We start from the raw sequence: 25,799 nt of genomic DNA on the forward strand, positions 1-25,799 counted from the left end.
GACAACTTTTCCGTATACTATACAACTATACACATCTTACCAGATCCGCCGCCCCGCGACAGAGGAGATTTGTGATACTTGCGTGACAGCTCAGCCAAGACCCCGATCTGGAAGGCCATCGCGGACGCCTTGCGCACCGACCTGTCCGAAGGCCGCTATGGCCCCGGCGACAAGCTGCCCACCGAGGCGGCGTTAGCCGACAGGTTCGGCGTGAACCGCCACACGGTTCGCCACGCCATCGCGGCCCTGGTGGACGAGGGATTGATCCGCACCCGCCGCGGCTCCGGCGCGTTCGTCGCCGCCACGCCCACGGACTACCCCATCGGGCGGCGCGTGCGCTTCCACGAGAACGTCATCGCCGCGGGCCGCCGGCCCGAGAAGCGCGTGCTGGACCTGGAAGCGCGTGCGGCCACACCGGGCGAGGCGAAGGCCCTGCAGATCGACGCCGGAGATCCAGTCTGCGCCTATCACGGCCTGTCGCTGGCCGATGGGCAGCCGATGGCCGTATTCGAAAGCCTGTTTCCCCTGACCCGCCTGCCCAGAATTGGGGACGCGTTGCGACAGACCGGCAGCGTGACCGAAGCCCTGGGCGCGGTGGGCGTCCGCGACTACATCCGCGCCACGACCCGCCTGACGGCCGTCCGGGCCACGGCAACCCAGGCGTTGCACCTGCAACTGACCGAAGGCGACCCGCTGCTTCGCACGTCGGGCGTAAATGTGGACGAGGCGGGACAGCCGGTCGAGTATGGCCGGACGTGGTTCGCGGGGGATCGGGTTACTCTAACCCTGGATGCGGGGCCGGACGATACTCGAACATGATACGCTCGGCATCGCGGGCGATCTCGCACAGGCCTTCCCGCGCATAGAACCGGGCGGCCTCGGGGTTCGTAGCCAGAACCGTAAGCCTGACGGGCAGTCTCTTCGCCGCGGCATCCCGAAGCTTGCATGCCAGCGCAGAGGCCCCGATCCCTTGACCACGACAGGCGGGCGCAACGTACAGCTTGTGGATCCGCAGGTGATCGGGGTGCCAGGAGCAGGCGATGCACCCCGCATCCCGCCCTGCCGCGCGGATCACTTCATGCCCGGCCAGAGCCAGGGTTTCGGGGGTGGCTGACGGTTTCCAAGCGCCCCAAAGCTTTTTGGCATAGCTGCGCATTCCGGCGTCTTCCAGGCGCAGGATATACGCGGCATCCTCCCGCGTGGCCGGACGCAATGTCGTTTCGACGCCGGTCATCGGACCTCGTAGGTTTCCAGGAAAGCTTCGGCCGTCAGCGTACGGAAATCGTGTAACGCGTCCCGCAGGGCGTCATGCGACCAATCCCACCATGCCAGCTCGATCAAGCGCCGGGCAATGTCGGGCGGCTGGCGCGGACGCAAGGGGCGCGCCGGGATGCCCGCCACGATGGTATAGGGATCAACGTCCTTCGTCACGATCGCCCCGGCAGCCACGACCGCACCGTGGCCCAGCGTGACCTCGGGCTTGATCATCGCACCCGCGCCGATCCAGGTGTCGTGGCCGATCCACGCGATCCGGGATTTGCGGTGGTCGAAGAAGGTGTCGTCGCGGTCCGCGTCGTCCCAGTAATCGTCCGAGCGATACAGGAAATGGTGGCACGCGGCGGTGTGCAACGGATGGTCCGTCGCGCCGATGCGCGAGAAGGCCGCGATATTGGCGAACTTGCCGATCCGCGCATTGGCGACGTCGGCGTAGCGGTCGCAATAGCTGTAATCGCCGAAGACCGAATGCGCCACGCGGCTGCCGCGGCCGATTTCGACATATGCGCCGAACGTGCTGTCGCTGATCTCGCAGTCCGGGTGCAGGAACGGTGCCCCCTCTTTCAACCGTGCCATCAGGTACTGCGTCCGATCAGCTTGCCCCGCAGCCAAGCCGACAGCCAGTCCATCACCATCACCATGAGCACGATCAGCACGATGTAATAGGCCACCTGCTCCCAGTCGTTCTGGGTCTGGATCGCCTGGGTCAGCAACAGGCCGATGCCCCCGCCCGTGATCGCACCGATGATGGTGGCCGATCGCGTGTTGGATTCCAGGAAATACAGGATCTGCGACAACAGCACCGGAACGACCTGCGGGATCACGCCGAAGCGGTAGCGTTGAAGCGGCTTCGCTCCGGTCGAGGAAATCCCCTCGATCTGCTTCTGGTCGACGTTTTCCAGCGCCTCGGAGAAGACCTTGCCGAACGTGCCGGTGTCGGTGATCAGGATCGCCAGCGCCCCGGTCAGCGGCCCGGGGCCGAAGGCGCGGGCCAGAACCACGGTCCAGATCAGCGCGTCTACCCCCCGCACGAAGTCGAACAGACGGCGGGTCGCGGCGCGCAACACCATGATGGGCGAGAAGCGCCGGGCGGCCAGGAAGGCCAGCGGCAACGCGATGATGGCGGCCCCCATGGTGCCCAGGAACGCCATCAGGATAGTCTCGCCGATCGCCCAGGCCACGTCCTTGTGGCGCCACATGGCGTTGTTCCACCAGTCCGACACCGCGCCAGTGATGTTGGGGCGGTCCGGGTCGATCCGGTCGCCGAACAGGATCGCGGCAAGCCCGTTCCCGTGATAGGGGCTGTCGAGCGTGAACCAGAACAGCTCCCACCCGGGGAAATAGTTGAACACCTCGGTCCGCGCGCCGGTCATCGTGATGCGACCCTCGGGCGTGGTGATGCCGATGCGCCGATCCGAGGCGGAAATCCAGTCAGGCACATCCTCGGGCAGGTTGGTGACAAGGCTGCGCCCCTCAGCCCGCACCTCGATCATCTGGAAGCCTGGGATCTCGATCTCGGTCCGGGCGCCGGGCAGGTAGCGCACGACATGGTCCGCGCCCAGATCGATGGTGATGACCTCGTCGCCCGACACCCAGTCGGGGCGCTGACCCTCGGGATAGGCCCCCTTGCGCGACCCCTCGATCGCATAGCTGGTGTCGCCCGAGCGGTTGTCGCGCGTCACGTGCACCTTGTACGACCAGCTGTCCGAGGCCAGCGTGACGGCGTTGTTGAGGTTGGCGCGTCCGGCAAGGCCCGGAACGTCGAAGGCGAAGAAAATGTAGACGAGGTAAATCGCGATCACCACCGGAATGGCGAATGCCCCCATCCGCTTGCGCTGGAACAGCTTGTCGGCGTTCAGCTTGGTGGCATCCAGATTGGTGGCCCCCAGATCAATGGCGGTCATTGGCCCTGCCCCTCCGTAAGGCGATTGCGATAGCGGCTGGAAAGCTGGTCGAAGAAGACGATGGTGCCGAACAGCAGGATGAAGATCGCCGCGGCCTCGTCGAAACGGCCGGGCCCCCAGGCCATGGAGTTGCGCAGCTCGTAACCCAGCCCCCCCGCGCCCACGAAGCCAAGGATAGCAGAGGCGCGGATGTTGATCTCGAACCGCAGCAGGGCATAGCTGACATAATTGGGCGCGACCTGCGGGAGCACGCCCAGAAGCATCCGTTGCGACCACGTGGCTCCGGTCGAGGCGAGGCCCTCCACGGGCTTGAGGTCCGCGTTCTCGGCCACTTCCGAGAACATCTTGCCCAGCGCGCCTGCGGTATGGATCGCAATGGCGATCATCGCAGGCACCGGCCCGCCCCCCAGCACGAAGATCAGCACAAGCGCGATCACGATTTCAGGCACCGCGCGCATCATGTCCGAGATGCGGCGGAACAGCGGGATCAGCCGCGGCCACTTGGCCAGGCCCCGCGTCCCCAGAAGCGACAGGAACAACCCCCCGATGGCCCCGATCAGGGTCGATACGGCGGCGATGTTGACAGTCTCCACCAGGGCGGGGAAGAACTTTACGATCAGCCCCGGCAGTTCCGCGCGCTTTTCCCAGGCCTCGGACAGCACATCGGCCGGATAGTCGCCAATCTGGTGCAGCCCACTCCAGAAGCCGCCGGCGTTGCGATCGTCGGCGATGTTGAAGCCCGACGCCATCAGCACGACGAAGATCAGCAGCGCCAGACCGCCATACAGCCGGCGGCGGTGGACCTGCGCCATGTAACTGTCGCGAATGGCGTCCAGGCCGCGCGGCGTGGAGCCGAGGCTTGCGTCGGTCATTCCCGTCCCCCGAAAATGAAGAACCGGCGGCCCTGGATCGGGCCGCCGGTCGGTGGTGTCAGATGGTTCAGTTGCCGATCACGGACTGACGGGCGGCGATGATGCTTTCGTACATCTCGTGGGTCACGGGCTGGAATCCCAGCGTGTCACCCGCGGCGACGCCGTAGGCGCAATCGGGATCCTGGTCGTAAAGACCGTCGACCAGCTCGGTCATCGTGGTCTTCACCTCTTCAGGCAGGGCCGAGCGCAGGACGACCGGGCCTTCGGGGATCACGTTGGACTTCCAGATTTCGACGAGGTTGTTCATGTCGACCAGACCCGCATCCACGGCCTTGCGCAGCGCACCCGAGTTATAGCCGTCTTCCCAGTTACCCTGGCCGTCGGCCCAGGTCACACCGCCGTCGATATCGCCGTTGGCGACCGCAACGATGGTCTGCTCGTGACCGCCGGTGAAAACGACGTCTTGGAAATAGTCGCCCGGCTCCATCGTAATTCCGTCGCCCGCCTTCGGAATCTCGATCGACGGGATCAGGTAGCCCGAGGTCGAGTTGGGATCGCCGAAACCGAAGACCTTGCCTTCCATATCCTCGAGCGAGGCGATGTCGCTGTCGGCGCGGGCGAACCCGATCGAGTGATAGCCGACCGAACCGTCGAGGTTCACCTTTATCAGCACAGGCTCGACTACTTCGGGGTCCTGCAGGAAGGTGGCGGCATAGGCCGAGGCGCCCAGCCACGCCATGTCGATCGTGCCGCCCAGCAGGCCCTGGATCACGCCGTTGTAGTCGGCGGGGGCGAACAGCTTGGTCTCCACGCCCAGCGCCTCGGTCGTGTAGTCGGCCAGACACTGGTAGCTGTTCATGCGATCCTGGGCGTTCTCGCCGCCGAGGATGCCGATGCGGAACTCGGAAATCTCTTCCTGGGCGAACGCGGTGGTGCCCAGGGCGGTGGTGGCGACAAGCGCCAGGGCAAGGGTCTTTTTCATCGGTCTCTCCGTTGGGTTTGCCCTGTTGCCTGACAGCGGCTTGAGGGCGGGTTGATGAAGCGGGGTCCGCGGCGGGCGCGGGCAGAACTGGATCAGACGAGGGCCTTGGCCTTGCGCACCTCCGGCCTGTCCAGCGTTTCGATCTGGGTGGACGTGGCATCCTCGGAAAAATCCGCGCCCGCCCCGTAGATGTCGCGCGCCGCGCCGGTCGTCAGCTGGGCGGGCGTGCCGTCGAAGACGATGCGCCCGTCGCGCATGCCGATTACCCGGTCGCAATAGCGCCGCGCGGTATCCAGCGTGTGCAGGTTGGCGATGACCATGCGGCCGTCTTCCTCGTGGATGGTGCGCAGCGACTGCATCACCACCTGCGCGTTCATCGGGTCGAGCGAGGCGATGGGCTCGTCCGCGAGGATGATCTTCGGGTCCTGCATCAGCGCCCGCGCGATCGCCACGCGCTGCTGCTGCCCGCCCGACAGCGCTTCGGCGCGCTTCGGGGCCTGCTCGGCGATGCCTAGCCGGTCGAGGATCTCGATCGCCCGGTGGATGTCCGCCTGGGGATAGAGGTTGAACATCGTGGCCATGGTCGACCGCTTGTTCAGCGTGCCGTGCAGCACGTTCGAGACGACGTCCATGCGCGGCACCAGGTTGAACTGCTGAAAGATCATCGCACAGCGCGATTGCCAGTCCCGCTTCGCCGCGCCCCGTAGGGAGGAAACCTCCTCCCCCTCGAACGTGATCGTCCCTTCGGTCGCGTCGCTCAATCGGTTGAGCATGCGAAGAAGCGTCGATTTGCCCGCGCCCGACCGTCCGATGATCCCGATCATCGTGGGCCGCTCGACCGCGATATTCGCGGCATCCACCGCCGTCTTGTCCCCGAAGCGCTTCGTCAGCGTTTCAATTCTCAGCATGTCGCCCCCAGTCTTTGGAAGGCGGATAGGCACCGAACGCTACAGTTCCGTGACGGGGGTCTTTCAGTTTTCTGACAGCTGCACGACGGATTTGTGACGGCGCTGCGTCATAAAGCTGTTACATTACATCCGGTAGGCGAGTAGGTTTCATTAATGATCATACGTTTGTCAGTGATGGTGTGTGTTGGCCTGGCGTTTCCGGGCCACGCGCAATCGCCCATGGCGGATGTCAGCTGCGACGACAGCGCGCGCATGTCGCAGACCCTGAAACAGGTTCTGGGCGCCGAACGTCACGGCGCGGGTCTGCGCGACCCGGAAACCACGCTGGAGGTCTGGGTATCGCGGTCCAGCGGCGATTGGGTGATATTGCAGAATTACGCGAACGGCACGTCCTGCATCGTCGCCATGGGCGAGCATTGGCAGGGCACCCTGCGCGAACCGGCCTGATCCAGCACGCCGGACCCGCCCTTTTCTAGGGGGATCATTCTCTGTATGGTTGTCGGACCCCGGATCAGACGCGGAAGGACTTGCATTTCATGACGACCGCGTCGCGCATGGTCCACAGCGCCGCAATCGCCGCCGCATTGGAGAAAGAGATCGTCACCGGGCGCCTGAACGCCGGGGCGCGGCTGGACGAAGCGTCGCTGACCAGGCGGTTCGGCGTGTCCCGAACCCCGGTCAGGGAAGCGCTGCATATCCTCGTCTCGCGCTCGCTGGCCGAGCGAATCCCCTTTCGCGGGGTCATCGTCGTCGACATCACGCCCGAACGGGTCGAGCAGATGTTCGAAGCGATGGGAGAGATCGAGGCGCTATGCGGGCGCCTCGCGAGCGAGAGGATGAAGATCAGCGAACGCGCCCTGCTCGAGGAGCATCACACCCGACTGGGCACCATCGCGGCGAAAAAGGACCCCGAAGGGTACGAGGTCGCGAACGCCGAGTTCCACCAGCTGATCTACGACGGGGCCCACAACGCGGATCTTTCCGAGGTCAGCAATTCCCTGCGGCTGAAGCTGGCCCCCTTCCGAAAGTCGCAACTGCAGTCGATCGAACGGATGCACCGCTCGAACGAGGAGCATTCCGCCATCGTCGCCGCGATCCTTGACCGCGACCCCGAAGGCACGGCGCGCGCTTTACGGCGGCATCTGCTCAGCGCTGCGCGGGAAGTCCTGCGCGAACTGAACGACGCGACCGAGACCGCCGACCCCGGGCAGGGCACCTACGGCTAGGAATCGGTGCCCCGGAGGCCTACCACCCGATCGCCTCGGGCAACCAGAGCGCCAGCCCGGGAAAGAGGAACACCAGGACCAGGCCGAACAGCTGGATCGCGATGAATGGCAGCACGCCGCGATAGATCTGCGATGTCTTCACCTCGGGCGGCGCGACCCCTTTCAGAAAGAACAGCGCCCAACCGAAGGGAGGCGTCAGGAAGGACGTCTGAAGGTTCATGCCCACCAATATTGCGATCCATGCCATGTCGACGCCAGAAGCCAGGAACACCGGCAGAAAAAGCGGCAGTGCGATATACGAAATCTCGATCCATTCCAGGAAGAACCCCAGCACGAACAGCAGGATCATCAGGAACAGCAGCTGCCCGTTCAGCCCGCCGGGCATGGCGCCGAAGGCATCCTGCACCAGCCGTTCGCCGCCCAGCCCCCGGAACGCCAGACCGAAGGGCTGCGCGAAGATCAGGATCAGGAAGACCATGGCGGATGTCACGAAGGCCGAACGCACCGTCTCGCGCAGGGTCGGCCAGTTCAGCCGCCCTGCCAGCGCGGCCAGCACCAGCGCGCCGAAGGCCCCCATCGACGCAGCTTCGGTCGGGGCCGCGACCCCCCCGATGATCGACCCCAGAACAAGCGCGATCAGCGCGATCGGCGGCAGGACGACCTTCACCAATCGCACCGCCAGATCGCGGCCAGACACCTCGGCGCGCTCTTCGGCCGGGATGGCCGGAACGCTGTCGGGCGAGACGATGCCCAGGATCAGGATGTAGGCCACGAACAGCCCGGCCAGCATAAGTCCCGGAAACAGCGCCGCGGCAAACAGCGTGCCGACACTTTCACCCATGATGTCGGCCAGCAGGATCAGAACAAGGCTTGGCGGGATGATCTGGCCCAGCGTACCCGACGCGCAGATGATCCCCGCCGCGACGCCCGTGTCGTAACCGCGGCGCAACAGCGGCGACAGCGCGATCAGCCCGACCGTCACGACCGTCGCCCCGACCACGCCCGAGGCCGCGCCCATCAGGACGCCGACCAGGATGATGGCCAGCGCCATGCCGCCCCGCAGCCCGCCCATCGCCAGCCCTATGACCTCCAGCAGGTCCTCGGCTATTCGGCTCTTCTCCAGCATGATGCCCATGAAAATGAACAGTGGCAGCGCCAGCAGCGTGTAGTTCGTCACCACCCCGAAGATGCGCGACGGCATCAGCGTGAACAGCATCCCCCCGAAGCCCGCGTATCCGAAGGCAAGGCCGGTCACGCCCAGGCAGATTGCCACCGGAACACCCGCCAGAAGCAGCAGGAAGAAGGCGCCGATCATGCACAGGGCCAGGATTTCCATCATCGGCATTTGGATCTACGCCTCGGTCTTTGGTGTCAGCAGCCGGACGGCCGCCTCGCAGGTCATGGCCAGCGCCTGCAATGCAAGCAGGAGGAACGCCACCGGAATGCAGGCTTTCAGAATGTATCTGTGGGTCAGTCCGCCGGGATCGGCGGACCCTTCGCCGATCGAATAGCTCTGCTCGACAAAGCCGATCGAAAGCCACGCGATGATCAGCGACACGACCACAAGCGCGATGCTGGAGAACAGATCGACCGCCGCCTGCGCCCGCGGCCCCATCCTGCCGTAATAGATGTCCACGCGGACCTCGCCGCCCTGGTTCAGGCAATAGGACATGCCGAACAGCGCCGAGACCGCCAGCACATGCCATTCCAGTTCCTGCAGACCGACCGTACCGAAGTTGAACAGGTATCTCCCCAGCACGTTGAACGCCACGAGCAGCACAAGGGCCAGGCCGCTCCACGCGGTGACCTGGCCGATGATGCGGACAATGCCTGACGCAATGTCCGCGACCGTTTTCAGAAATACCGTCACCTGATGCCCTACAGCTCGAACAGGACCTTTTCGGACAGCGCGGCCCAGGTTTTGTGCTCGGCCATGAAGCCCATGTAACTGTCGTGCACGCGCTGAAGATCGGGGTCGGCGGCGGCGGCATCGGCCAGCACCGTCTCGGTGACGCTCTTCAACTCGGCGACGACTTCGGGCGGCAGGACGTTGGCGATCACGCCCTGGTTCTCGACCAGGTCGGTCATGGCCTCGCCGTTCACCGCCTCGCTCCAGGCGTGGCTTTCCAGGTTGCAGGCCGTGGCAGCGGCGGTGACGATCGCCTGCAAGTCCGCCGGCAGGCTGTTCCACGCTTCAAGGCCGATCAGCAGCTCGGTCGTGTTCGACGGCTCGGCCCAACCGGTGGTATAGTAGTAGGACGCCGCGTTTTGAAGGCCCAGGCGACGATCCTGATAGGGGCCGACGAACTCGGCCGCGTCGATCACGCCGCGTTCCAGCGCGGGGAAAATCTCGCCGCCCGGCAGCAGCCGGACATCGACGCCAAGCTCGGCATAGACCTTGCCGGCAAGGCCCGGGATCCGCATCTTCAGGTCCTGGAAATCCGCGACGCTCTCGATCGGCTCGCGGAACCAGCCGGTCATCTGCACGCCGGTATTCCCCATCGGCAACGCCTTCAGTCCCAGCGGCGCGTAAAGCTCGTCCCAAAGCTCCATACCGCCGCCGTGGTAAAGCCAGGCGTTCATGCCTTGGAAGTTCATGCCGAAAGGCACGGTGGTGAAATACTGCGCCGCCGGGATACGGCCTGCCCAGAAATAGGCGTTGGCGGCGTTCATCTGAACCGCCCCGCCCCGCACGGCGTCAAAGCCTTCCAGCGCGGGGATCAGTTCCCCGGCGGCGAAATGCTGGATCTGCAACCGCCCACCGGACATGGCCGCGACCTTGTCGCAAAAATCGGTCGGGCTGCCGGGACCTTCGACATAGAAGGGCGATCCGGGACCGTAGGCGTTGGTCATGCGCCAGTTGAAGCTGTCCTGGGCGCGGGCGACCGAAGGGGCGGCAAGGGGGGCGGCGGCACCGGCGACCGCGGCGGTCGTGAGAAACTTTCGTCTGAGCATGGCAGGAACCTCGCTGGCGTGAGTGATGTGCAAGCCCAAGGCTTCACGCCGGATGGCATGATGACCAGTTTGCATCGCGCTCCAGACGGGACGACGATCTCTTTGTATACGATTTGGTCGCGACGGGCCTAAACTGTCCACAATTAATGCGCTTTGAGAAGGCGTCAGCGCCGGACGGTTACGGTCCCAACCCCTCGACCAGCGCATCGAAGACAAGGCGTAGACGGCGGGACCGGGCGATGTCGCGATGGGCAGCCAACCAGACCGGAAAGCCGATCGGCCCGAACCCCGGCAGCGCGCGCACGACGTGCGGGTCGTTGTCACCGATGCGATCGTCGATGACACCGATCCCCATGCCGCGGCGGACCATTTCCCACATCACGGTGAAATTCCGGCAACGATAAGGAAAATTCGCCCCGGTCAACGCGAACCCGCTGTCGTTCAGCAGGTGCATCAGGCTGCCCTGATCGTCGATCTCGATGAACTCGGCGTCGGAAAATTCCGCCGCCGTCCCGCGCCGTCCCACCCGATCAAGGTATTCCGGCGCGGCATACAGGCGGGCCGAAGCGTCGCGGACCTTCCTTGCGATCAGGTCGGGCGCGGTGGGCCGGACGTTGCGCACCGCGATGTCCGCCTCGCGGCGTGACAGGTCGGACAGGTCGTTCGAGACCACAATATCTATGCGGATGCGTGGCTCGGCCCGGTGCAGCCTTTCCAGGATCGGCGGCAGAAGATACGCCGCATAGGCGTCCGAAGCGGAAATCGCCACTTCCCCTTCCAACGCCTCGGTCTGGCCCCACGCAGCCAGCGACAGGGCACGGGCCCCATCGCCCATCGCCCTCGCATGCTCCAGAAGTTCGTGCCCGATGGGGGACAGCCGCAAACCCCGGCCCGTACGTTCGAACAACGCGACCCCCAGTTCGGCCTCCAATGCCTCGACCTGGCGGCCCAGCGTAGGCTGCGACATCCCCAGCGCGCGTGCCGCAGCCGACAGCGACCCCTCCTCGGCCGTCACCAGAAAGGCGCGGACACGGGTCCAGTCGAACGTGACGCTGCGCCAATCCATACGGATATGCATACCAGTTCGCAGGATTCAATTCATTCTCTACGCAAACGTATGGGAGTAGATCGCGGCCATCCCAACCCCATCCCGAAAGGCGGCCCCATATGCACCCGTTCCAGGACCCCACTTCCCGCAGTTATGCCCGCATGACCGGCGGACTTTACCTCGTCATCGCGATCGCCGGCGGCTTCTCCATTCTCTACGTGCCCGGCGCACTGAATGTGGGCGGCGATCCCGTGGCGACATTCGCCAACATCGCGGACCGCCGTGGCCTTTTCCACGCAGGGATCGCGGGCGACGTGGTGATGATGACGGCCGAGATCCTCGTTTCCGCCATGCTCTATTTCATGTTTCGCAAGGTGAGCCCGACATTGTCGCTCGCCGCCTCTTACGCGCGGGTGCTGATGGTCGCCGTAATGGCGGCGATGCTGTTCTTCCACGCGGCCGCGCTTGCCTTGGCCGACGGGACCGTGCCGCTGGACAGCTTCTCCGCGGCGCAACGGATCGAACTGGCTGGCCTCATGCGCCATGTCCACGATGCCGGGGTGTGGATCTGGCAGGTCTTCTTCTGGCTGCACCTGATCCTGCTGGGGACGCTCGTCGCGCGCTCAGGGGTGTATCCCCGGCTTCTGGGCGCGGGGCTGGTCGTTGGTGGCTTTGGCTATCTGGTCGACAGCGTGCAGATGTTCGCCCTGCCCGAGGCCACCCTGCTGGCAAGCCTGAAGGTCGTGCTGCTGCTGATCGTAACGATGGCCGAGATCGGCTTCGCCATGTGGATGCTGATCCGCGGCCCGCGCAGCCCCCGCCAAGGGATGGTCCCCGAGCCGGCCTGACGCCCCTGATCAGAACCGGTTTGCGGGGAGCTGTCCCCGCCCTCCGCCGGCGGGGCAACCGGCCGCCGCGCATGGTTGCCTGAGGCGTGTGCAGCATCTGTTTGGACATGTCGAAGATGGCATCGCGCGCCGCGCGGACCTCGGCATAGGCGTCCACGGCGTGCGGCCCCCCAGACGGATGTTCTACGCGGTCAGCCCGGCGACCGCGCTTTCCCGGGCCGGGTCCTCGCGCTCATCGGTGCCGTGATCACGGCTCACGAACACCCTGTAGGCATCGGGCTTCGGCAGGTTCGTCAGCAACGATGCGTAGAGCTCGCGGGCCCGAGCCGCCCGGGAAACCGCACGATACTGCAATCGCTCACCGCAGGATACATTGGGGCGACAGCGCCGGTACGCCCCCCCCGCCTACCGTGCCCGACCCGCTTCCGGCAACTATGAGAACGCCGCACCCACGCTCGCTGCCATAATTGTTGGTCGGAACGGGATCACGCTTCGGCCAGATCGACGCCCCGCCCTGAAAAACGCACTGACAGGATGGGACGCTCCGTCAAGCCTTCTAGCCAGTCCAGAGCGGCTCAGCCTTTGCCGTCCTTCGCCGCGCCTGTATCGAGATTGACGCCCAGGCTGTCCCCCAGCTTCTTCATCGCGGGCAGGCTGACCGCCATGTCCAGGATCGCATCCACCGTCTGGTTCACGGGCGAGGCCGGCCGCTCCCCCGCCGCGCCCCGGTCCAGCCCGGTGATGTGGTTGATGGAGATGCCCGATATCTTCTCGGCCGGCTTGACCATCTCGCCGATGATCGCGGGCATCGCGGCCAGGCGCGCCTTCTCCAGCTCCATCGCCGTCAGCGCCTCGGACCGGTTGTTCTCGGCCGCGATCCGGGCGCCCTCGGCCTCCGCCTCGGCCAGCTTGCGCAGCTTCATCGTCTCGGCGGCTTCGCGGTCGATCTCGGCGCGGGCGCCGGCCACCTCCCGGTCGGACCTGGCCCGGCGCGAGGCGCGCAACGCCTCGGTCTCGGCCTCCTGCTCGGCGGCGACCTGCGCCAGCCGCTTGCGCCGCTCGGCCTCGGCCATCGCGCGCAGGGTCTGCAATGCCTCCTCGGCCTCGACCAGCGCCGACCGGGCCGAGGTCGCCTCGGCCTTGGCCTGCGTCTCTTCGCGGCTCTTGGCGGCGGTCTGGATCACCCGATCCTGCTCGGCCATGTCCAGCGCTCGCAGCTGGGCGATCTCGGCCTCGCGGATCGCCAGTTCGCGCCCGATATTGGCCGACTGGATCTGCTGCTCCATGCGGATGCGGGCCTGGGCGGCCTCCTGCTCGGCCTCGGCCTTGCGGCGGGCGACCTCGGTCAGCTGGGCGGCCAGCAACGTCTCGATCTCCTGGGTCTGGGCGATCTCGGCCCGGCGCTGCTCCAGCTCGATTTCCAGTTTGCGGCGGTTGCTTTCGACCTCGGCGCGGCGCACGGCGACCTGGCTCTCGCCCTCGATCTCGGCGCGCTCGCGCTTGGACTTGGCGATCACCTCGGCCAGCTTGCGCATCCCCACCGCGTTGAAGGCGTTGTTCTCGTCCAGCGCGCGAAACGGGGTCTGGTCGAAAGCAGTCAGCGACACGCTGTCGATCTGCAAACCGTATCGCGCCAGAACCTCGCCCAGCGCATCGCGTACCGCGCGGACGAAGCCCGCGCGATCCTCGTGCAGCTCGTCCATGCTGCGCTGGGCGGCCACGGCACGCAGCGCGTCGATCATCATCCCGTCGATCAGATCCTTCAGCTGGTCAGGCTGGAAGGTCCGCTTGCCCAGGGTTTGCGAGGCCCGCGCGATCGCGTCCGTCTCGGGGATGACCGAGGCATAGAACTCCGCGCCTACGTCAATGCGCATCCGGTCATGGGTGATCAACGACGCCTCGCCCATGCGCGAGACATGCATGCGGATCGTCTGCATGTTGACCCGGGCGATCTCGTGGAAGAACGGGATCGCCAGCACCCCCCCGTCCGCCACGACCTTGCGCCCGCCCACGCCGGTGCGCACCAGCGCCACCTCGTTGGTCGCCCGCTCGTAGACCCACGCGGCCAGCCCGATCACCCCCGCGATGACGATCAGTCCCAAAACGATCCAGCCCAAAGCGCTCATCCCGGTTCTCCTCCCCTATATCCCACGCTCAGAAGACCGGCGGGAAATGGCGCCCGCCGCGATCCAGCGTGATCCACCGCAGCTCGGTGAACGCATCCAGCGACCAGCGCCCGCCATAGCGCCCGATCCCGCTGGCCTTCACGCCGCCAAACGGCACATGCGGCTCGTCGTTGATGTTCTGGCAGTTCACATGGGCGATCCCGGTCTCCAGCCGTTGCGCGATACCCAGCGCACGCTGCTCGTCGCGGCTCCAGACGGCGCCCGTCAGACCGTATTCTGTGTCGTTGTTCAGCGCGATGGCCTCGTCATCGGTGCGGAACGGCAAGGCCACGACGACCGGCCCGAAGGTCTCGTCGTGCCAGATGTCCATGGACCGGTCGACATGGGTCAGCACCGTAGGTTCTACGAAATTGTCCCACGCATGGCCGCCCAGCTCGACCCGCGCGCCCTTTCCCACCGCGTCGTCGATCAACGCCTTGACGCGGATGGCCTGCCGCGTGTTCACCAGCGGCCCGATCACGTTGTCCTTGTCGTCCGTGGGCCCGGTCTTCAGCTTGCGCGCCCGGTCCAGGAACCGGCCCATGAAGTCGTCCCACACCCCCTCGTGGATCAGCAGCTTCTCGGTCGACATGCAGACCTGGCCCTGGTGCATGAAACTGCCGAAATTCGCGGCGCGTGCGGCGGCGTCCAGATCGGCATCCTCCAGCACGATCATCGAATCCTTGCCGCCCAGCTCGACGCAGGCCTTCTTCAGATGCGCCCCGCATTTCGCCGCGATATGGCGCCCCACGGCGGTCGAGCCGGTGAAGCTGACGGCCTTCACATCCGGGTTCTCGATCATCTCGTCGCCTACCTCGGACACGCTTTCGCGCGAGCAGGTGACGACGTTGAACACCCCCGGCGGGACGCCCGCCTCGTCCAGGATTTCGGCGAAGTAAAGGCCCCCGGCATAAGGCGTGTCCTCGGACGGCTTCAGCACCACCGTGTTGCCCGCGGCCAATGCGGCGGCAAACCCGCGAGAGGTCAGGATCCCCGGCATGTTCCAGGGCGAGATGACGGACACCACCCCCATCGGCACCCGCTGCGCCATCATCAGCTTGCCATGCTCGCTGGGCAGGACCTCGCCCGTGTTCTGATAACAAAGGGCCGCTGCCGACCGGAACACCTCGCCGACATAGCCGGCCTCGAACATGCCCTTGCCCAGCCAGCCGCCCCCTTCGGCCACGGCGGCGGCGACGAAATCGTCCTTCCTCTTCTCCCACACCTCGGCGATCCGGTGCAGCGCGGCGGCGCGGTGGTGGAAGGGCTGCGCCGCCCAGGCGGGAAACGCTTTCTTGGCGGCGGCGATGGCGCGGCGCACATCCTCGACCGACCCGTCGGGCATATGCGCGTAAAGCGAATTATCCGACGGGTTGAGGTCGTCGAAGCTGCGCGCGGCAGGCACCCACGCGCCGTCGATATAGTTGCCGCGGATGGTCGGGCGGGCCTTCATCTGATCAAGCATGTCTTACCTCCCTCGGGGGTTTGTGCTGGATTGCGGGCGCCAGCTTTCGGCCTGTTTCGCGGCGCCCTCGATCTCGTCGAGGATCCGTCGCAGCCGGTCGGCCGAGGATCCCAGATCGGGCATCGGAACATCGGGCAGTCTGGCAGAGGTGGCGGTCTGTGTCGTCGACCGCGCCGGTGGCCCCTGCGCATCCGGCATCGACCGGGGCACACCCGGCCCAGGCCGGGTCCCGCCCCCACCGCGCCGGTCGGCGCGTGAGGTGGCATTGGCCACCAAATCCCCGATCTCCACCCCGCCCAGCACATCGCGCGCCCGGCCAGTGCTGGGGGTGCGCGGGGTCGGCGTCGGGATCGGACGGCTCTGCGCCGGGGTCGGCGTCGGGTCCGGGGCCGGCTTCACCGCAGGGCGCGGCGGCGCGGACTGCGCGGATCGCGGCGTGGCCCGGCCCTGGGCCGAGCGCACCGCATGCGCCGCGATTTCCGACGGCGACGGCCCCGTCCCACGCGGTGTCGGGACATGTGCGGGACGCGTGTCCGGCATCTGCGCGACCGAGGCGGGACGTGCGCCCGGCGCAGGCCCGGCGGCGGCGGGACGTTTGTCCGGCGCGTGCGGGACGGGTTTTGCGCCCCCTTTGGCCGCGGCCCCGCCCAGATACGCCTCCTGCACCGCGGGGTCCTTCAGCAGCTCGGCCCCCGTCGCCTCGCGCACGATCTCTCCGTTTTCCAGCAGGTATCCGCGATCCGCGATCGCCAGCGACTGGCGTGCGTTCTGTTCGACCAGCAGCAGCCCAAGACCGGCATCCCGCACGGTGCCCAGTGTCTGGAAAAGCTCCTTGCACAGGATCGGGGACAGACCCAGCGACGGCTCGTCCAGGGCCAGGATCGCGGGGTTCGACATCATCGCGCGACCGATGGCGACCATCTGCTGCTCGCCCCCCGACATGGTGCGCGCCACCTGACGCCGCCGCTCCCTAAGCTTCGGGAAAAGCTTGAAAACCCGTTCCAGACTGGCCTGCGCCTCGTCCCGCGCGCGGTCCGAATAGGCGCCCAGCGTCAGGTTCTCGGCCACGGTCATGTCGGGAAAAATGCCCCGCCCCTCGGGCACCAGCGCCAGACCTTCGTCGACGATCTCGTGGGGCGGACGGCCAAGGATATCGCGCCCCTCGACCCGCACGGACCCCGCGACGGACCCCTCGCACACCCCGCAGATCGCCTTCAGAAGCGTCGATTTCCCGGCCCCGTTCGCGCCCAGGATCACGACGATCTCGCCCTTCGCCACGACCAGCCCGGCACCTTCCAGCGCGCGGTGCTTGCCGTAGGAGACATGCAGACCCGCGACCTCAAGCATCCTCGTCCGCCCCCAGATACGCCTCGATAACCGCCTTGTCCTGCAACACATCCGCCGTCGTACCCTCGGCGATCTTGCTGCCCGAGGACATCACGACGCACCGGTCGCAAAGCGAGCGGATCGCGTCCATCACATGCTCGACCAGGATGATCGTGCGGCCTTCGTCGCGCAATGCCGCGATCAGCGCGATCCCCTGTTCCAACTCGGTCGGGTTTAACCCCGCCAGCCATTCGTCCAGCAGCAACACCTTCGGCTCGCCGGCCAAAGTTCGCGCAAGTTCGACCCGCTTGGTGTCGATATAGGTCAGCTCCCCCACCGGCGCATGCGCCCGCCGGGCCAGCCCGACCTTCTCCAGCATCGCCATGGCCTGCGCCTCGGCCTCCTCGCCCCAGCGCCGCCGATGCCCGAACACCGCGCCGGCCATGACGTTCTCCAGAACGCTCATCGAGGGGAGCAGCTTGACCAGCTGGAACGTCCGCGCCACGCCCCTCCGCGCGATGTCCTGCGGCGGCAACCCGGAAATTCGACTGCCCCGCAATGAAATCGTCCCGGCGGTCAAAGGCAGCGCGCCGGAAATCAGGTTCAGCGTCGTGGACTTGCCCGATCCGTTCGGCCCGATCAGCCCCAGCACCTCATGTTCGGCCACCTCGAACTCCAGCTGGTTCACCGCGACCAGCCCGCCGAAACGCTTGGTCGCGCCGCTCAGGCTCAGAACCGCGCTCATGCCATCGCCCCGCCCGCGCGCATCCGGGCCCGGCCGCCCTCGATCAACCCGACGAAGCCGCGGGGCAGTAGGTAGACGATGACAAGGAAGGACAGGCCCAGCAGAAGCGTGGTCTGATTGGGGAACGTGCCCGAGATCGCCTCCCACAGGAGGGTGAAGGGGATCACGCCGACCACCGGCCCCCACAGGCGGCCCGTTCCGCCCAGTAGCGCCATGATGACGACCTGAAAGGACAGCATTGGCGTAAAGGCGATGGAGGGTTCGACATAGACATAGCGCGGCGCCAGCATCGCCCCGGTGATCGCCGCGACCGCGCCGGGGATCATGAAAAGCAGCACCTTGACCCGCGCGGTGTGGATGCCGGCATGGCGTGCGACATCCTCGTCATCGCCCAGGATACGTACCGCAAAGCCAAGCCGAGACCGCCAGATCAGGAACCCGCCAAGGAAGACCAGCGCCGCGAGGCCCAGAAGCTGCCAATAGATATGCTCCTCGGTGATCGAGGTCAGGACATAGATTCCCTTCGCGCCCGAGACGTTCTGCCCCCACGTGATGATCTGGCGGATCAGCTCGGCCAAGCCCAGCGTGAAGATGACGAAATAGACGCCCGAAAGGCGCAGCGTGGCGACGCCCACCAGCGCGGCGACCACCGCCCCCAGCACTCCCGCGATGGGCAGCAGCATCCAGTAGGGCAGATGCTCGATCCCGATGCCGGTCGTGTAGGTGCCGATCCCGAAGAAGGCCGCCGTCGCCAGCGAGATGTAATGCGTCGGCCCCGAGAACAGCGCCCAACTGGTCGCAAGGCAGGTATACATCGCGATGGTGACGCCGATCGACAGCAGATAGGCGTCCGACACCAGCGGCAGCCCCGCCGCGACAAGCAGGACTAGGCCCGCGAGCCCGAGGCTTTTCGTGTCCATGCCCTTCATGTCTGCGACCGCCCGAACAGGCCCTGCGGGCGGACCAGAAGGATGACGACGAACAGAAGATAGGCGGCCGCCAGCGTCAGCCCGGGGTCGATCAGCGTGGCCACGAATGTCTCGAGAATGCCAAGGAGGACGGCGGCGACCACCGTGCCGCGAATGTCCCCCACGCCCCCCATTATGACGATGATCAGGGCCTTCAGCGTGAACATCACCCCGGTCGACGCGTCCAGCGTCAGGAAGGTGGACACCAGCGCGCCGCCCGCCGCCGTCACCGCCCCGCCCAACGCGAACGCCATGGCCGAGATGCGCGGCACGTTGATCCCCACCAACCGTGCGCTTTCGGGCGACACGGCGATGGCCCGCACCGCCATGCCCGCCTTGCTGCGATAGAGCCAAAGCCACAGCGCCCCGCCGATCAGCACGGCCGAGGCGAAGGCCACGACCCGGTTCAGTCCGTAGGTCTCGCCGATGAAGCGCACCGGGGTCGCAAGGTAGGAATACGAGAAATAGTCGCCGCCAAACAGCGCGATCATGATGCCCACGGCCATGAACGACAGTCCGAAGGTGGTCAGGATCGTGTCGACCTCGAGCTGGCCGCGCGACTTGGCCCGCTTTACCAGCGGGCGCAGGATAACGACATAGATCAGCCAGTTCACCGCGAAGGCCAGCGGCGCGACGACGAACACCGTCAGAAGCGGGCTCAGCTGCGCGCCCGTCCAGAACCAGTAGGCGCCGAAGCCGCCGGCCACCAGCGTCTCGCCATTGGCGAGGTTCATGATGCGCGCCATGCCGTATTGCAGGTTCAACCCCAGCGCGATCAGCGCGTAGGTCCCGCCCAGCAGAAGGCCGGTGAATATGATGTCCATGTCGTCCGCCTGTCCGTTGCTTCGGGGCGGGCCGGAATCACCGGCCCGACCCGGGGCTCACTCGCCCCAGCCTTGCTTGACGATCGGATCGACCTCGCCTTCGCGCCCGGTCGACGCAATGCCGCGATAGGTGCCGTCCTGCCATTGGCCGACGGTCCAGTAGGCCGGGTTGTTGTTGTTCTCGTCCCATTCGATCGGGCCGATCAGCGTGTCGAAGGAATTGTTCGCGATGTATTCCGAAACTTCGGCCCGGTCGATCGAGCCCGCGCCCTCGATGGCTTGCTGGTAGATCTGGAAGGTCGAGTAGACCATCGGAGAGGCCCAGCTGTCTGGCGCCTGGCCCGTCACCTCCAGATGGCGGGCGACATAGTCCTGGAAGCCCGCGTCGTCGGCATTGACGCCGCCGATCCCCATCACGCCGTTGGCAGCTGGGCCGAAGCGTTCGCCATAAGCCGGGAAGGCCGTAGCCACGGCGGTATAGAACACCCCGACATCCAGTTCCTCGATGATCGCCTGTTCGGTCAGAGCGAACGTGTCGGGGGGATACGAGAACGCGACGAAGCTGGACGGATTGGCGTCCGAAGCCCCCTGGATCACCGGCGACAGGTCCTGCGTGCCCAAGGGGTATGAGCTGTCATAGACGATCTCGAACCCGGCTTCCTCGAACAGCGGGCGCGCCTCTTCGGCCAGTTCGATGCCGAAGGCGTCCGCGACGTTGACCATGGCGACGGTGTTGTCGATCTCGCCCGCCTCGCGAAGTTCGGTCATCACGTCGATCAATCCGCCCACCATGCCCGACGCTGCGCCAAGCGTGACATACAGGTTCGGGAACTGGTCAGACAGCTCGTCCACGTTGCCCGTATTGGCGGTTGACGTGACCTGCGGATAGCCGAAGCGGTCATAGATCGGCGCGGCGGCCAGGTTCAGGCCCGTGGAATAGGGCGGTAGGATGAAGTCGGCCTCGTCCTGCGTGGCAAGACGCTGCACCGCCTGGATCGTCTGGCCGGGGTTGGTCTGGTCGTCGTATTCGATGATTTCGACCATGTAGGACGTGTCGCCGACCTGGATGCCGCCGGCCTCGTTCACGTCATGGGCCCAAAGCTGGACGTTGGGCCAGTAGGTGACCGCCGCACCGCCCGCCAGCGGTCCGGTCTTGGGACCCACCGCCCCGATGGTCAGCGTTTCCTGCGCGAAGGCCGCGCCGCCGCCCGCGACAAGCGCCACGAGGCTGGCCGCCGTAAGATACCTGGTCATGTCGTCTCCTCCCTGTTGACGTGATGATGGTCGGTGCTGCCGGCGGACGCGTCGCCCGCCGGGTTGGTCGTCAGCGCGTGGCATTCGGTGAATTCGTGGATTGCCTCCAGCCCGCCGTACCGGCCGTAGCCCGAGGCGCGCACGCCGCCGAACGGCATGGTGGGATCGTCGAAGACCGTGGTGCGGTTGACATGGCCGATCCCGGTCTCGATCTGGCGCAGCATCCGCATCGCGCGCCCCTCGTCCCGACTGAAGACCGAGGCGACAAGGCCGAACTCGGTAAGATTGGCCAGCGACACGGCCTCTTCGGCATCGCCGACGCGGGTGACGCCGACGATGGGGCCGAACGCCTCTTCGGAAAACAGCCGCATGTCGGGGGTGACACGGTCGATCACCGTGGGCTGGACCAGCGTGCCCAAGGCCTCGCCCCCCGCGGCCACCACGGCGCCGCGGCTTTCGGCGTCGTGGATGAAGCCGCGCAGGCGGGCCACCGCGCCCGGACTGACCAGCGCCCCCAGGGGACTTTGCGAAGGCGTGGCAGCCCGCTGGGCATTCGCTTCGGCGACGAGCTTCGCCAGGAATGGCTCGGCCACCGCCTCTTCGACCAGCACGCGCTCGGTGGACATGCAGACTTGGCCCTGATTGAAGAACGCGCCATGGGCGACCTCGCGCGCGGCGCGGTCCAGATCGGCATCCGCCAGAACGATGGCGGTGCCCTTGCCCGAAAGCTCCAGAACGCAGGGCTTCAGGTGATGCGCCGCCATCACGGCGATCTCGCGCCCCACCCGGCTGGACCCGGTGAAGGTCACACGCCGCACCGCGGGATGTTCGATCAGCGCGCCGACGACCTCCTGCGCATGATCCGGCGCGTTGGTGACGAAGTTCAGCGCCCCGGGCGGCAGACCCGCGTCGATGACCGCGCGGGCGACCCATTCGTGGGTCTTGGCGCAAAGCTCCGACGCCTTCAGCACGACCGTGTTGCCGCAGGCAAGCGGTGCCGCCACGGCCCGCGTCGCTAGCGAGACGGGCGCATTCCATGGCGCGATCGCAAGCACAACCCCGGCCGGGCGGCGGCGCAGCGTCATCAGACCTGCCGCCCCGAGGTCCGAAGACGACTCCGCGGCGCTCGGCATCGCGATCTCCCCGGCCTGGCGCAGCATCGCCACGGCGATGCCCACGTTGAACCGTGTCCATTCGGCAGAAGCACCGACTTCCTGGGCGGCGATGGCCACGACCTCGGACTGCCGTTCCAGCATCAGCCGTGCCGCGTCACGCAAAATGGCGGACCGCCTTTGCGGCGGTGTCTCGGACCACGCAGGGAATGCGGCCGCGGCCGAGGTTGCCGCGGCCCGCGCCTGGGAGGCCCGGGCCGCCACCGCGCGGGTGACGACAGCGTCGGTCAGCGGCCCCCGCAATTCGAAGACCGATGCCCCGGGACACGGCAGACCTGCCCCATCGATGATGAGTTGCGCCTCGTACAGTGAACTTCCCCCCGCCCGACCTCCTCCGTCGGGCATGAGACAGCCTTTCCTTGTTTCGCGGCGGAATAAATGCCTCAATGCGGGGAAATATTTCCACTTTGCGGGAAATCTGCTCTATGCCGATGCCGATCCCCAATCATGCGACGACCTACCTGATCCACGGCCGAAGGATCGCCGGTGACCTGCGCGCCACCGTGGTAGGTCGGGCCGAAGCGATCCCGGGCCGGTCCTATGGCGCACTGCTTCTGGAAAGCGGTACGGCGCGCATCGACCGGCCCTCGGGCCGGGACGATCTGAAGGGACCGGCGCTGTTCTGGACGCACCAGGCCGAGGACCTGCGCCTGTCGCTGGCGCCCGGGGCGGTCGGAACCTACGTCCTGATCGGACGCCTCCCTGTGCGCGGCGCTATCGGCCGCCGCGCCGAGGTTTTAAGCGAAACGGCCGAGCGCGACGTGATCCTGCCCCTGGTCGACTGCCCGGACCTTCTCTGCGACGCCCGAGACCGACTTGGGGCGCTTCTTGAAGAACGCCGCCGTCAGGCGGTAGGCTCCGTGATCGCGATCGAAGCACATCTGCAACTTCTGCTTGTCGCGCTTGCGCGCGCAGGGGACGACCACCTGAAGCAGGGTCCGCGACGCGCCTTCGAAGAGGAAGTGTTCGAACAATTTACCACCCTCGTCGATCTGCATTACCGTGACCGCTGGAAGGTGCAGGATTACGCAACGGCACTGGGTGTTTCACGCGACCGGCTGGGGGACATTTGCATGCGCGCCTGCGGGCATGCGCCCAAACACGTCATCGCACGTCGGACCCTGGTCGAAGCGCGCCTGATGCTATCAAACTCGACCCAAACCGTGCAGCAGATCGCCGACATGCTGGGGTTCGCCTCGGCGTCGCATTTCTCTCGCGCATTCTCGCGCGAGGCCGGCCAGCCGCCCGGTGCTTACCGCGCGGCGAACAGGCGCCCCGCGGGCAGCCAACCGAAAGAGGCGCAGCTTTTCGCGTGGCCATAGGTCGGCCTTCGCCCGCGGTTCACCCGAAGATATGCCCGTCCATCAGCTTACGCGCCGTGCGCAAGATGCCGGTGCGCACGATCGCACCCTCGCGCAGCGTGGCCACGACCGTGGTCTCTCCCGTGGGGTGTTCGATGCGCAGGTGCTTCTCCTCCCCCTCCGGCAGGTTCGCGACCTCGACTGCCGGACCTTCCGAAAGCAGCGCCGCCGAGCCCGCGCTGACGGCGCCCAGAACACCGATGGCCTTGTGGCAGCGATGCGGGATGAAGGTACGGGTCGACAGTGTGCCGCCCGAACGCGGAGGGGACACCAGCGTCATCTTCGGCACGGATTTCTCGGAAATATCGCCAAGGTTCATCATCGGCCCGGCAATGGCCCGGATCGCTTCGAGCTTTTCGCGCAGGTCGGCATTCGCTTCCAGGTCCGCGGGGTCCTCGTCGCCTTTGATCCCCAGCGCATCGGCGCGCATCACGACGCAGGGCATCCCGTTGTCGATCAGCGTGCAGGCGACGCCCTCGATCTGGTCCACCCGGTTGCCGGTCGGCAGAAGCGCGCCGCAGGTCGACCCGGCCGTGTCTTCGAACGCCAGCGCGACCGGGGCCGCCGTGCCGGGAACACCGTCGATCCGCGCCTCGCCGGAGTAAGACACCCGCCCGCCCGGCGTGGGGAATGTGGCGCGCGCCGTTTGCCCGGTGTTTTCCATGTAGATCGCGACTTCGGTCTCTCCGTCGACGGCGTCCGCCAACCCACGCTCCACCGCGAAGGGGCCGACTCCGGCAAGGATATTCCCGCAATTCTGTCCGTCCGAGACTACAGGCTGATCGACGAAGACTTGGAGGAACAGGTAATCCACGTCGATCCCCGCGCGGTTTGAACGCCGGATGACCGCGATCTTGGAGGTCAGCGGATCGCCTCCGCCCATCCCGTCGATCTGGCGCGGATCGGGCGACCCCATGGCCGACAGCAGGAAGGCATCGCGATCCGAAGGCAGGTCGTCGGCGAGAAAATACCCGCCCTTCGAGGTGCCGCCCCGCATCCACATGACGCGCACGCCGTCACTCATAGCGCAGGCCCCGTTCGGCCAGCCGGCCGCGCATGTCGTAGATATCAAGCCCCAACTCGCCCGCCGCCAGCCGCGCGCGCTTCTCATCTTCCTTGGCCAGCCGCGCTTCGGCTTTTTCCAGAACCGCCTCGGCCTCTGCGCGCTTGACGACACAGACGCCGTCATCGTCGGCGACGATCACGTCACCGGCGTCGACATACGCCCCGGCGCAGACAATGGGCACGTTCACCGACCCCACCGTCTCCTTCACCGTGCCCTGCGCGTGGACAACCTTCGACCAGACGGGAAACCCCATCTCCGTCAGCTCCGACACGTCGCGCACACCGGCATCGATGACCAGGCCGCGACAGCCCCGCGCCATGGCCGACGTCGCCAGAAGATCCCCGAAATACCCGTCGTCACAGGCCGAGGTCGGCGCGAGGACCAGGATATCCCCCTCCGACAGCTGCTCGATGGCGACATGCAGCATCCAATTGTCCCCCGGCGGGGCCGAGATCGTCACCGCAGACCCTGCCGTCTGCGCACCCTGCCAGATCGGTGTCATGTGGGGCGCCATAAGCCCTGTCCGGCCCTGCGCCTCGTGCACGGTCGCGACACCGGCCTGACCCAGGCGCCGCACCACGTCGGGATCGGCGCGGACGATCTTCGTGCGAACGACGCCCCCCATCACAGCGCGTCCACGCAGCGCGGGAAGACTGACTGGAAGCCTTCGGCATGGGTGGCCTTGCGCCCGCCCGCCTGCCCGCCCGAATTGCGGCGGAAGTGATTGCCGCGGTTCTGGGCGACGTTGGTGTAGTAGTCCCAGAGATGCTCCTGCCCCTGCATGCATTCGATGGCGGCGCGCTTCTTGTCCCACACGTCCGAGATGTCGAGGAACGTGTCGGGCACCCAGCCCATCTGTTCGGTCTGGTGCGGCTCGAACTGATAGACCTGAGGTGCGCCCAGAACCGTCTGCCCGGGGTTATGGCCCCAGGCCTGCGCGATCATCCGGCATTCGATGGTCAGCGCATAGGTATAGGCGTGATCTGTGTTGTACGGATCGCGCTGGGAATGGGTCAGGATGAAGCCGGGCTGAACCTCGCGGAGGATATCCACCAGCGCGTCCTTGTCATCACGGTCTAGGTGCAGCGGATAGTCCCCCAAATCCATGAAGCGGATGTCGGCGCAGCCCAGCGCATCCGCCGCCGCCTGGGCCTCGGCCTTGCGGGCGTCCTTCACCTGGTCGAGCGTGTAGCCGCCCTGTTTCCACAGCTTGGCGCTCTCTCCGCGCTCACCGAAGCTGAGGCAGACGACCGTCATGTCGATGCCCCGCGATTGGTGCAGCGCAATGGCACCCCCGCAGCGCCAGACGAAATCCGCGGCGTGCGCACTGATCACGAGACCTGTTTTTCCGGCCATCCGAACGGCTCCTTCCGGTGTTGCAACAGATTGCTTTTACGCATCGAAGAGTAGGCTAATGCGGTAAGTTCGGCCAATC

The 25,799-nt window shown here is 66.3% G+C and carries 27 protein-coding genes; 5 read left to right on the forward strand and 22 right to left on the reverse strand.

Annotation, left to right across the window (positions count from 1 at the left end):
• Nucleotides 1-78 precede the first annotated feature (78 nt).
• Complete coding sequence (phnF, locus tag PAA8504_RS09940; protein ID WP_108894006.1) at nt 79-819, forward strand: phosphonate metabolism transcriptional regulator PhnF; 741 nt, start codon at nt 79-81, stop codon at nt 817-819.
• Here the strand turns inward: phnF and PAA8504_RS09945 are convergent.
• From PAA8504_RS09945 to phnC, 6 genes are all read right to left on the reverse strand, one after another.
• Nucleotides 776-1,234 carry a GNAT family N-acetyltransferase gene (locus PAA8504_RS09945; protein WP_108894007.1) on the reverse strand — a complete coding sequence of 153 codons (459 nt, stop codon included), beginning with the start codon at nt 1,232-1,234 and terminating at the stop codon, nt 776-778. The two genes, phnF and PAA8504_RS09945, sit on opposite strands and share 44 nt — an antisense overlap.
• Nucleotides 1,231-1,851: an LbetaH domain-containing protein gene (locus tag PAA8504_RS09950; protein WP_108894008.1), complete on the reverse strand. Its 621-nt coding sequence runs from the start codon at nt 1,849-1,851 to the stop codon at nt 1,231-1,233. Before PAA8504_RS09950 ends, PAA8504_RS09945 begins: the two co-directional genes overlap by 4 nt.
• Entirely contained in the window at nt 1,851-3,179 is a 1,329-nt protein-coding gene (phnE, locus tag PAA8504_RS09955; RefSeq protein WP_108894009.1) for a phosphonate ABC transporter, permease protein PhnE, read from the reverse strand. The genes PAA8504_RS09950 and phnE (PAA8504_RS09955) overlap by 1 nt, the downstream gene beginning before the upstream one ends.
• Nucleotides 3,176-4,051, reverse strand: coding sequence for a phosphonate ABC transporter, permease protein PhnE (phnE, locus tag PAA8504_RS09960; RefSeq protein WP_108894010.1), 876 nt, complete (start codon nt 4,049-4,051; stop codon nt 3,176-3,178). The genes phnE (PAA8504_RS09955) and phnE (PAA8504_RS09960) overlap by 4 nt, the downstream gene beginning before the upstream one ends.
• 67 nt (nt 4,052-4,118) lie before the next feature.
• Nucleotides 4,119-5,033 carry a phosphonate ABC transporter substrate-binding protein gene (phnD, locus tag PAA8504_RS09965; protein WP_108894011.1) on the reverse strand — a complete coding sequence of 305 codons (915 nt, stop codon included), beginning with the start codon at nt 5,031-5,033 and terminating at the stop codon, nt 4,119-4,121.
• 92 nt (nt 5,034-5,125) lie between these two features.
• Nucleotides 5,126-5,941, reverse strand: coding sequence for a phosphonate ABC transporter ATP-binding protein (gene phnC / locus PAA8504_RS09970; RefSeq protein WP_108894012.1), 816 nt, complete (start codon nt 5,939-5,941; stop codon nt 5,126-5,128).
• A gap of 153 nt (nt 5,942-6,094) precedes the next feature.
• Here phnC and PAA8504_RS09975 point away from each other — a divergent pair, with 153 nt between their 5' ends.
• Both PAA8504_RS09975 and PAA8504_RS09980 read left to right on the forward strand, forming a co-directional pair.
• Nucleotides 6,095-6,388, forward strand: a complete 294-nt coding sequence (locus PAA8504_RS09975) for a hypothetical protein (RefSeq protein WP_146190478.1) — start codon at nt 6,095-6,097, stop codon at nt 6,386-6,388.
• Between the two features lie 89 nt (nt 6,389-6,477).
• Nucleotides 6,478-7,167, forward strand: coding sequence for a GntR family transcriptional regulator (locus PAA8504_RS09980; protein ID WP_108894014.1), 690 nt, complete (start codon nt 6,478-6,480; stop codon nt 7,165-7,167).
• A 19-nt stretch (nt 7,168-7,186) separates the two neighbouring features.
• Here the strand turns inward: PAA8504_RS09980 and PAA8504_RS09985 are convergent, their stop codons facing one another.
• The 4 genes from PAA8504_RS09985 to PAA8504_RS10000 form a co-directional block, all read right to left on the reverse strand.
• A complete protein-coding gene (locus tag PAA8504_RS09985; protein WP_108894015.1) occupies nt 7,187-8,512 on the reverse strand; it encodes a TRAP transporter large permease in 1,326 nt (441 codons plus the stop codon).
• 6 nt (nt 8,513-8,518) lie between these two features.
• Entirely contained in the window at nt 8,519-9,037 is a 519-nt protein-coding gene (locus tag PAA8504_RS09990; RefSeq protein ID WP_108894016.1) for a TRAP transporter small permease subunit, read from the reverse strand.
• Between the two features lie 8 nt (nt 9,038-9,045).
• A complete protein-coding gene (locus PAA8504_RS09995) occupies nt 9,046-10,122 on the reverse strand; it encodes a TRAP transporter substrate-binding protein (RefSeq protein ID WP_108894095.1) in 1,077 nt (358 codons plus the stop codon).
• Between the two features lie 178 nt (nt 10,123-10,300).
• Nucleotides 10,301-11,200 carry a LysR family transcriptional regulator gene (locus PAA8504_RS10000; protein WP_108894017.1) on the reverse strand — a complete coding sequence of 300 codons (900 nt, stop codon included), beginning with the start codon at nt 11,198-11,200 and terminating at the stop codon, nt 10,301-10,303.
• Nucleotides 11,201-11,331: 131 nt separating this feature from the next.
• Here PAA8504_RS10000 and PAA8504_RS10005 point away from each other — a divergent pair, with 131 nt between their 5' ends.
• Nucleotides 11,332-12,018, forward strand: coding sequence for a DUF4386 domain-containing protein (locus tag PAA8504_RS10005; RefSeq protein ID WP_245897582.1), 687 nt, complete (start codon nt 11,332-11,334; stop codon nt 12,016-12,018).
• A gap of 183 nt (nt 12,019-12,201) precedes the next feature.
• Here PAA8504_RS10005 and PAA8504_RS22040 read toward each other — a convergent pair whose 3' ends face one another.
• The 9 genes from PAA8504_RS22040 to PAA8504_RS10045 all read right to left on the reverse strand — a co-directional run bounded on the left by PAA8504_RS22040 (nt 12,202) and on the right by PAA8504_RS10045 (nt 22,282).
• A complete protein-coding gene (locus PAA8504_RS22040; RefSeq protein WP_181375754.1) occupies nt 12,202-12,372 on the reverse strand; it encodes a hypothetical protein in 171 nt (56 codons plus the stop codon).
• Nucleotides 12,373-12,593: 221 nt separating this feature from the next.
• On the reverse strand, nt 12,594-14,144 hold the full coding sequence (locus PAA8504_RS10010; protein WP_108894019.1) for a flotillin family protein: 1,551 nt from the start codon (nt 14,142-14,144) through the stop codon (nt 12,594-12,596).
• 28 nt (nt 14,145-14,172) lie between these two features.
• The gene (locus tag PAA8504_RS10015; protein WP_108894020.1) at nt 14,173-15,648 is read right to left on the reverse strand and encodes an aldehyde dehydrogenase family protein; all 1,476 of its coding nucleotides are present in this window, start codon (nt 15,646-15,648) and stop codon (nt 14,173-14,175) included.
• Nucleotides 15,649-15,651: 3 nt separating this feature from the next.
• Nucleotides 15,652-16,995: an ABC transporter ATP-binding protein gene (locus PAA8504_RS10020; protein WP_108894021.1), complete on the reverse strand. Its 1,344-nt coding sequence runs from the start codon at nt 16,993-16,995 to the stop codon at nt 15,652-15,654.
• On the reverse strand, nt 16,988-17,719 hold the full coding sequence (locus PAA8504_RS10025; RefSeq protein WP_108894022.1) for an ABC transporter ATP-binding protein: 732 nt from the start codon (nt 17,717-17,719) through the stop codon (nt 16,988-16,990). The genes PAA8504_RS10020 and PAA8504_RS10025 overlap by 8 nt, the downstream gene beginning before the upstream one ends.
• A complete protein-coding gene (locus PAA8504_RS10030) occupies nt 17,716-18,648 on the reverse strand; it encodes a branched-chain amino acid ABC transporter permease (protein WP_108894023.1) in 933 nt (310 codons plus the stop codon). The genes PAA8504_RS10025 and PAA8504_RS10030 overlap by 4 nt, the downstream gene beginning before the upstream one ends.
• The gene (locus PAA8504_RS10035) at nt 18,645-19,511 is read right to left on the reverse strand and encodes a branched-chain amino acid ABC transporter permease (RefSeq protein WP_108894024.1); all 867 of its coding nucleotides are present in this window, start codon (nt 19,509-19,511) and stop codon (nt 18,645-18,647) included. Before PAA8504_RS10035 ends, PAA8504_RS10030 begins: the two co-directional genes overlap by 4 nt.
• Nucleotides 19,512-19,568: 57 nt before the next feature.
• Nucleotides 19,569-20,765, reverse strand: coding sequence for an amino acid ABC transporter substrate-binding protein (locus PAA8504_RS10040; RefSeq protein WP_108894025.1), 1,197 nt, complete (start codon nt 20,763-20,765; stop codon nt 19,569-19,571).
• Nucleotides 20,762-22,282, reverse strand: a complete 1,521-nt coding sequence (locus PAA8504_RS10045; protein WP_108894026.1) for an aldehyde dehydrogenase family protein — start codon at nt 22,280-22,282, stop codon at nt 20,762-20,764. The genes PAA8504_RS10040 and PAA8504_RS10045 overlap by 4 nt, the downstream gene beginning before the upstream one ends.
• An 80-nt stretch (nt 22,283-22,362) precedes the next feature.
• On the opposite strand from PAA8504_RS10045, the gene PAA8504_RS10050 reads away from it, so the two are divergent.
• A complete protein-coding gene (locus tag PAA8504_RS10050) occupies nt 22,363-23,259 on the forward strand; it encodes a helix-turn-helix transcriptional regulator (RefSeq protein ID WP_181375755.1) in 897 nt (298 codons plus the stop codon).
• Between the two features lie 19 nt (nt 23,260-23,278).
• On the opposite strand, the gene PAA8504_RS10055 is transcribed toward PAA8504_RS10050, so the two are convergent.
• From PAA8504_RS10055 to PAA8504_RS10065, 3 genes are read right to left on the reverse strand one after another with little or no spacing between them, the layout of a single operon-like run.
• A complete protein-coding gene (locus tag PAA8504_RS10055; RefSeq protein WP_108894028.1) occupies nt 23,279-24,322 on the reverse strand; it encodes a 4-oxalomesaconate tautomerase in 1,044 nt (347 codons plus the stop codon).
• Nucleotides 24,315-24,989, reverse strand: a complete 675-nt coding sequence (locus tag PAA8504_RS10060) for a 4-carboxy-4-hydroxy-2-oxoadipate aldolase/oxaloacetate decarboxylase (protein WP_108894029.1) — start codon at nt 24,987-24,989, stop codon at nt 24,315-24,317. The genes PAA8504_RS10055 and PAA8504_RS10060 overlap by 8 nt, the downstream gene beginning before the upstream one ends.
• Nucleotides 24,989-25,720, reverse strand: coding sequence for a PIG-L deacetylase family protein (locus PAA8504_RS10065; protein WP_108894030.1), 732 nt, complete (start codon nt 25,718-25,720; stop codon nt 24,989-24,991). Before PAA8504_RS10065 ends, PAA8504_RS10060 begins: the two co-directional genes overlap by 1 nt.
• Nucleotides 25,721-25,799 lie beyond the last annotated feature (79 nt).

The sequence above is a fragment of the Palleronia abyssalis genome (assembly GCF_900302445.1).
GTDB classification, from domain to species: domain Bacteria; phylum Pseudomonadota; class Alphaproteobacteria; order Rhodobacterales; family Rhodobacteraceae; genus Palleronia; species Palleronia abyssalis.

Bases quoted from the DNA above. Each gene is read 5' to 3' on its own strand.
- PAA8504_RS09945 (WP_108894007.1), bottom strand. From the start codon at position 1,234: ATGACCGGCGTCGAAACGACATTGCGTCCGGCCACGCGGGAGGATGCC.
- PAA8504_RS09950 (WP_108894008.1), bottom strand. From the start codon at position 1,851: ATGGCACGGTTGAAAGAGGGGGCACCGTTCCTGCACCCGGACTGCGAG.
- phnE (WP_108894009.1), bottom strand. From the start codon at position 3,179: ATGACCGCCATTGATCTGGGGGCCACCAATCTGGATGCCACCAAGCTG.
- phnE (WP_108894010.1), bottom strand. From the start codon at position 4,051: ATGACCGACGCAAGCCTCGGCTCCACGCCGCGCGGCCTGGACGCCATT.
- phnD (WP_108894011.1), bottom strand. From the start codon at position 5,033: ATGAAAAAGACCCTTGCCCTGGCGCTTGTCGCCACCACCGCCCTGGGC.
- phnC (WP_108894012.1), bottom strand. From the start codon at position 5,941: ATGCTGAGAATTGAAACGCTGACGAAGCGCTTCGGGGACAAGACGGCG.
- PAA8504_RS09975 (WP_146190478.1), top strand. From the start codon at position 6,095: ATGATCATACGTTTGTCAGTGATGGTGTGTGTTGGCCTGGCGTTTCCG.
- PAA8504_RS09980 (WP_108894014.1), top strand. From the start codon at position 6,478: ATGACGACCGCGTCGCGCATGGTCCACAGCGCCGCAATCGCCGCCGCA.
- PAA8504_RS09985 (WP_108894015.1), bottom strand. From the start codon at position 8,512: ATGCCGATGATGGAAATCCTGGCCCTGTGCATGATCGGCGCCTTCTTC.
- PAA8504_RS09995 (WP_108894095.1), bottom strand. From the start codon at position 10,122: ATGCTCAGACGAAAGTTTCTCACGACCGCCGCGGTCGCCGGTGCCGCC.
- PAA8504_RS10000 (WP_108894017.1), bottom strand. From the start codon at position 11,200: ATGCATATCCGTATGGATTGGCGCAGCGTCACGTTCGACTGGACCCGT.
- PAA8504_RS10005 (WP_245897582.1), top strand. From the start codon at position 11,332: ATGACCGGCGGACTTTACCTCGTCATCGCGATCGCCGGCGGCTTCTCC.
- PAA8504_RS10010 (WP_108894019.1), bottom strand. From the start codon at position 14,144: ATGAGCGCTTTGGGCTGGATCGTTTTGGGACTGATCGTCATCGCGGGG.
- PAA8504_RS10015 (WP_108894020.1), bottom strand. From the start codon at position 15,648: ATGCTTGATCAGATGAAGGCCCGCCCGACCATCCGCGGCAACTATATC.
- PAA8504_RS10020 (WP_108894021.1), bottom strand. From the start codon at position 16,995: ATGCTTGAGGTCGCGGGTCTGCATGTCTCCTACGGCAAGCACCGCGCG.
- PAA8504_RS10025 (WP_108894022.1), bottom strand. From the start codon at position 17,719: ATGAGCGCGGTTCTGAGCCTGAGCGGCGCGACCAAGCGTTTCGGCGGG.
- PAA8504_RS10030 (WP_108894023.1), bottom strand. From the start codon at position 18,648: ATGAAGGGCATGGACACGAAAAGCCTCGGGCTCGCGGGCCTAGTCCTG.
- PAA8504_RS10035 (WP_108894024.1), bottom strand. From the start codon at position 19,511: ATGGACATCATATTCACCGGCCTTCTGCTGGGCGGGACCTACGCGCTG.
- PAA8504_RS10040 (WP_108894025.1), bottom strand. From the start codon at position 20,765: ATGACCAGGTATCTTACGGCGGCCAGCCTCGTGGCGCTTGTCGCGGGC.
- PAA8504_RS10045 (WP_108894026.1), bottom strand. From the start codon at position 22,282: ATGCCCGACGGAGGAGGTCGGGCGGGGGGAAGTTCACTGTACGAGGCG.
- PAA8504_RS10050 (WP_181375755.1), top strand. From the start codon at position 22,363: ATGCCGATGCCGATCCCCAATCATGCGACGACCTACCTGATCCACGGC.
- PAA8504_RS10055 (WP_108894028.1), bottom strand. From the start codon at position 24,322: ATGAGTGACGGCGTGCGCGTCATGTGGATGCGGGGCGGCACCTCGAAG.
- PAA8504_RS10060 (WP_108894029.1), bottom strand. From the start codon at position 24,989: ATGGGGGGCGTCGTTCGCACGAAGATCGTCCGCGCCGATCCCGACGTG.
- PAA8504_RS10065 (WP_108894030.1), bottom strand. From the start codon at position 25,720: ATGGCCGGAAAAACAGGTCTCGTGATCAGTGCGCACGCCGCGGATTTC.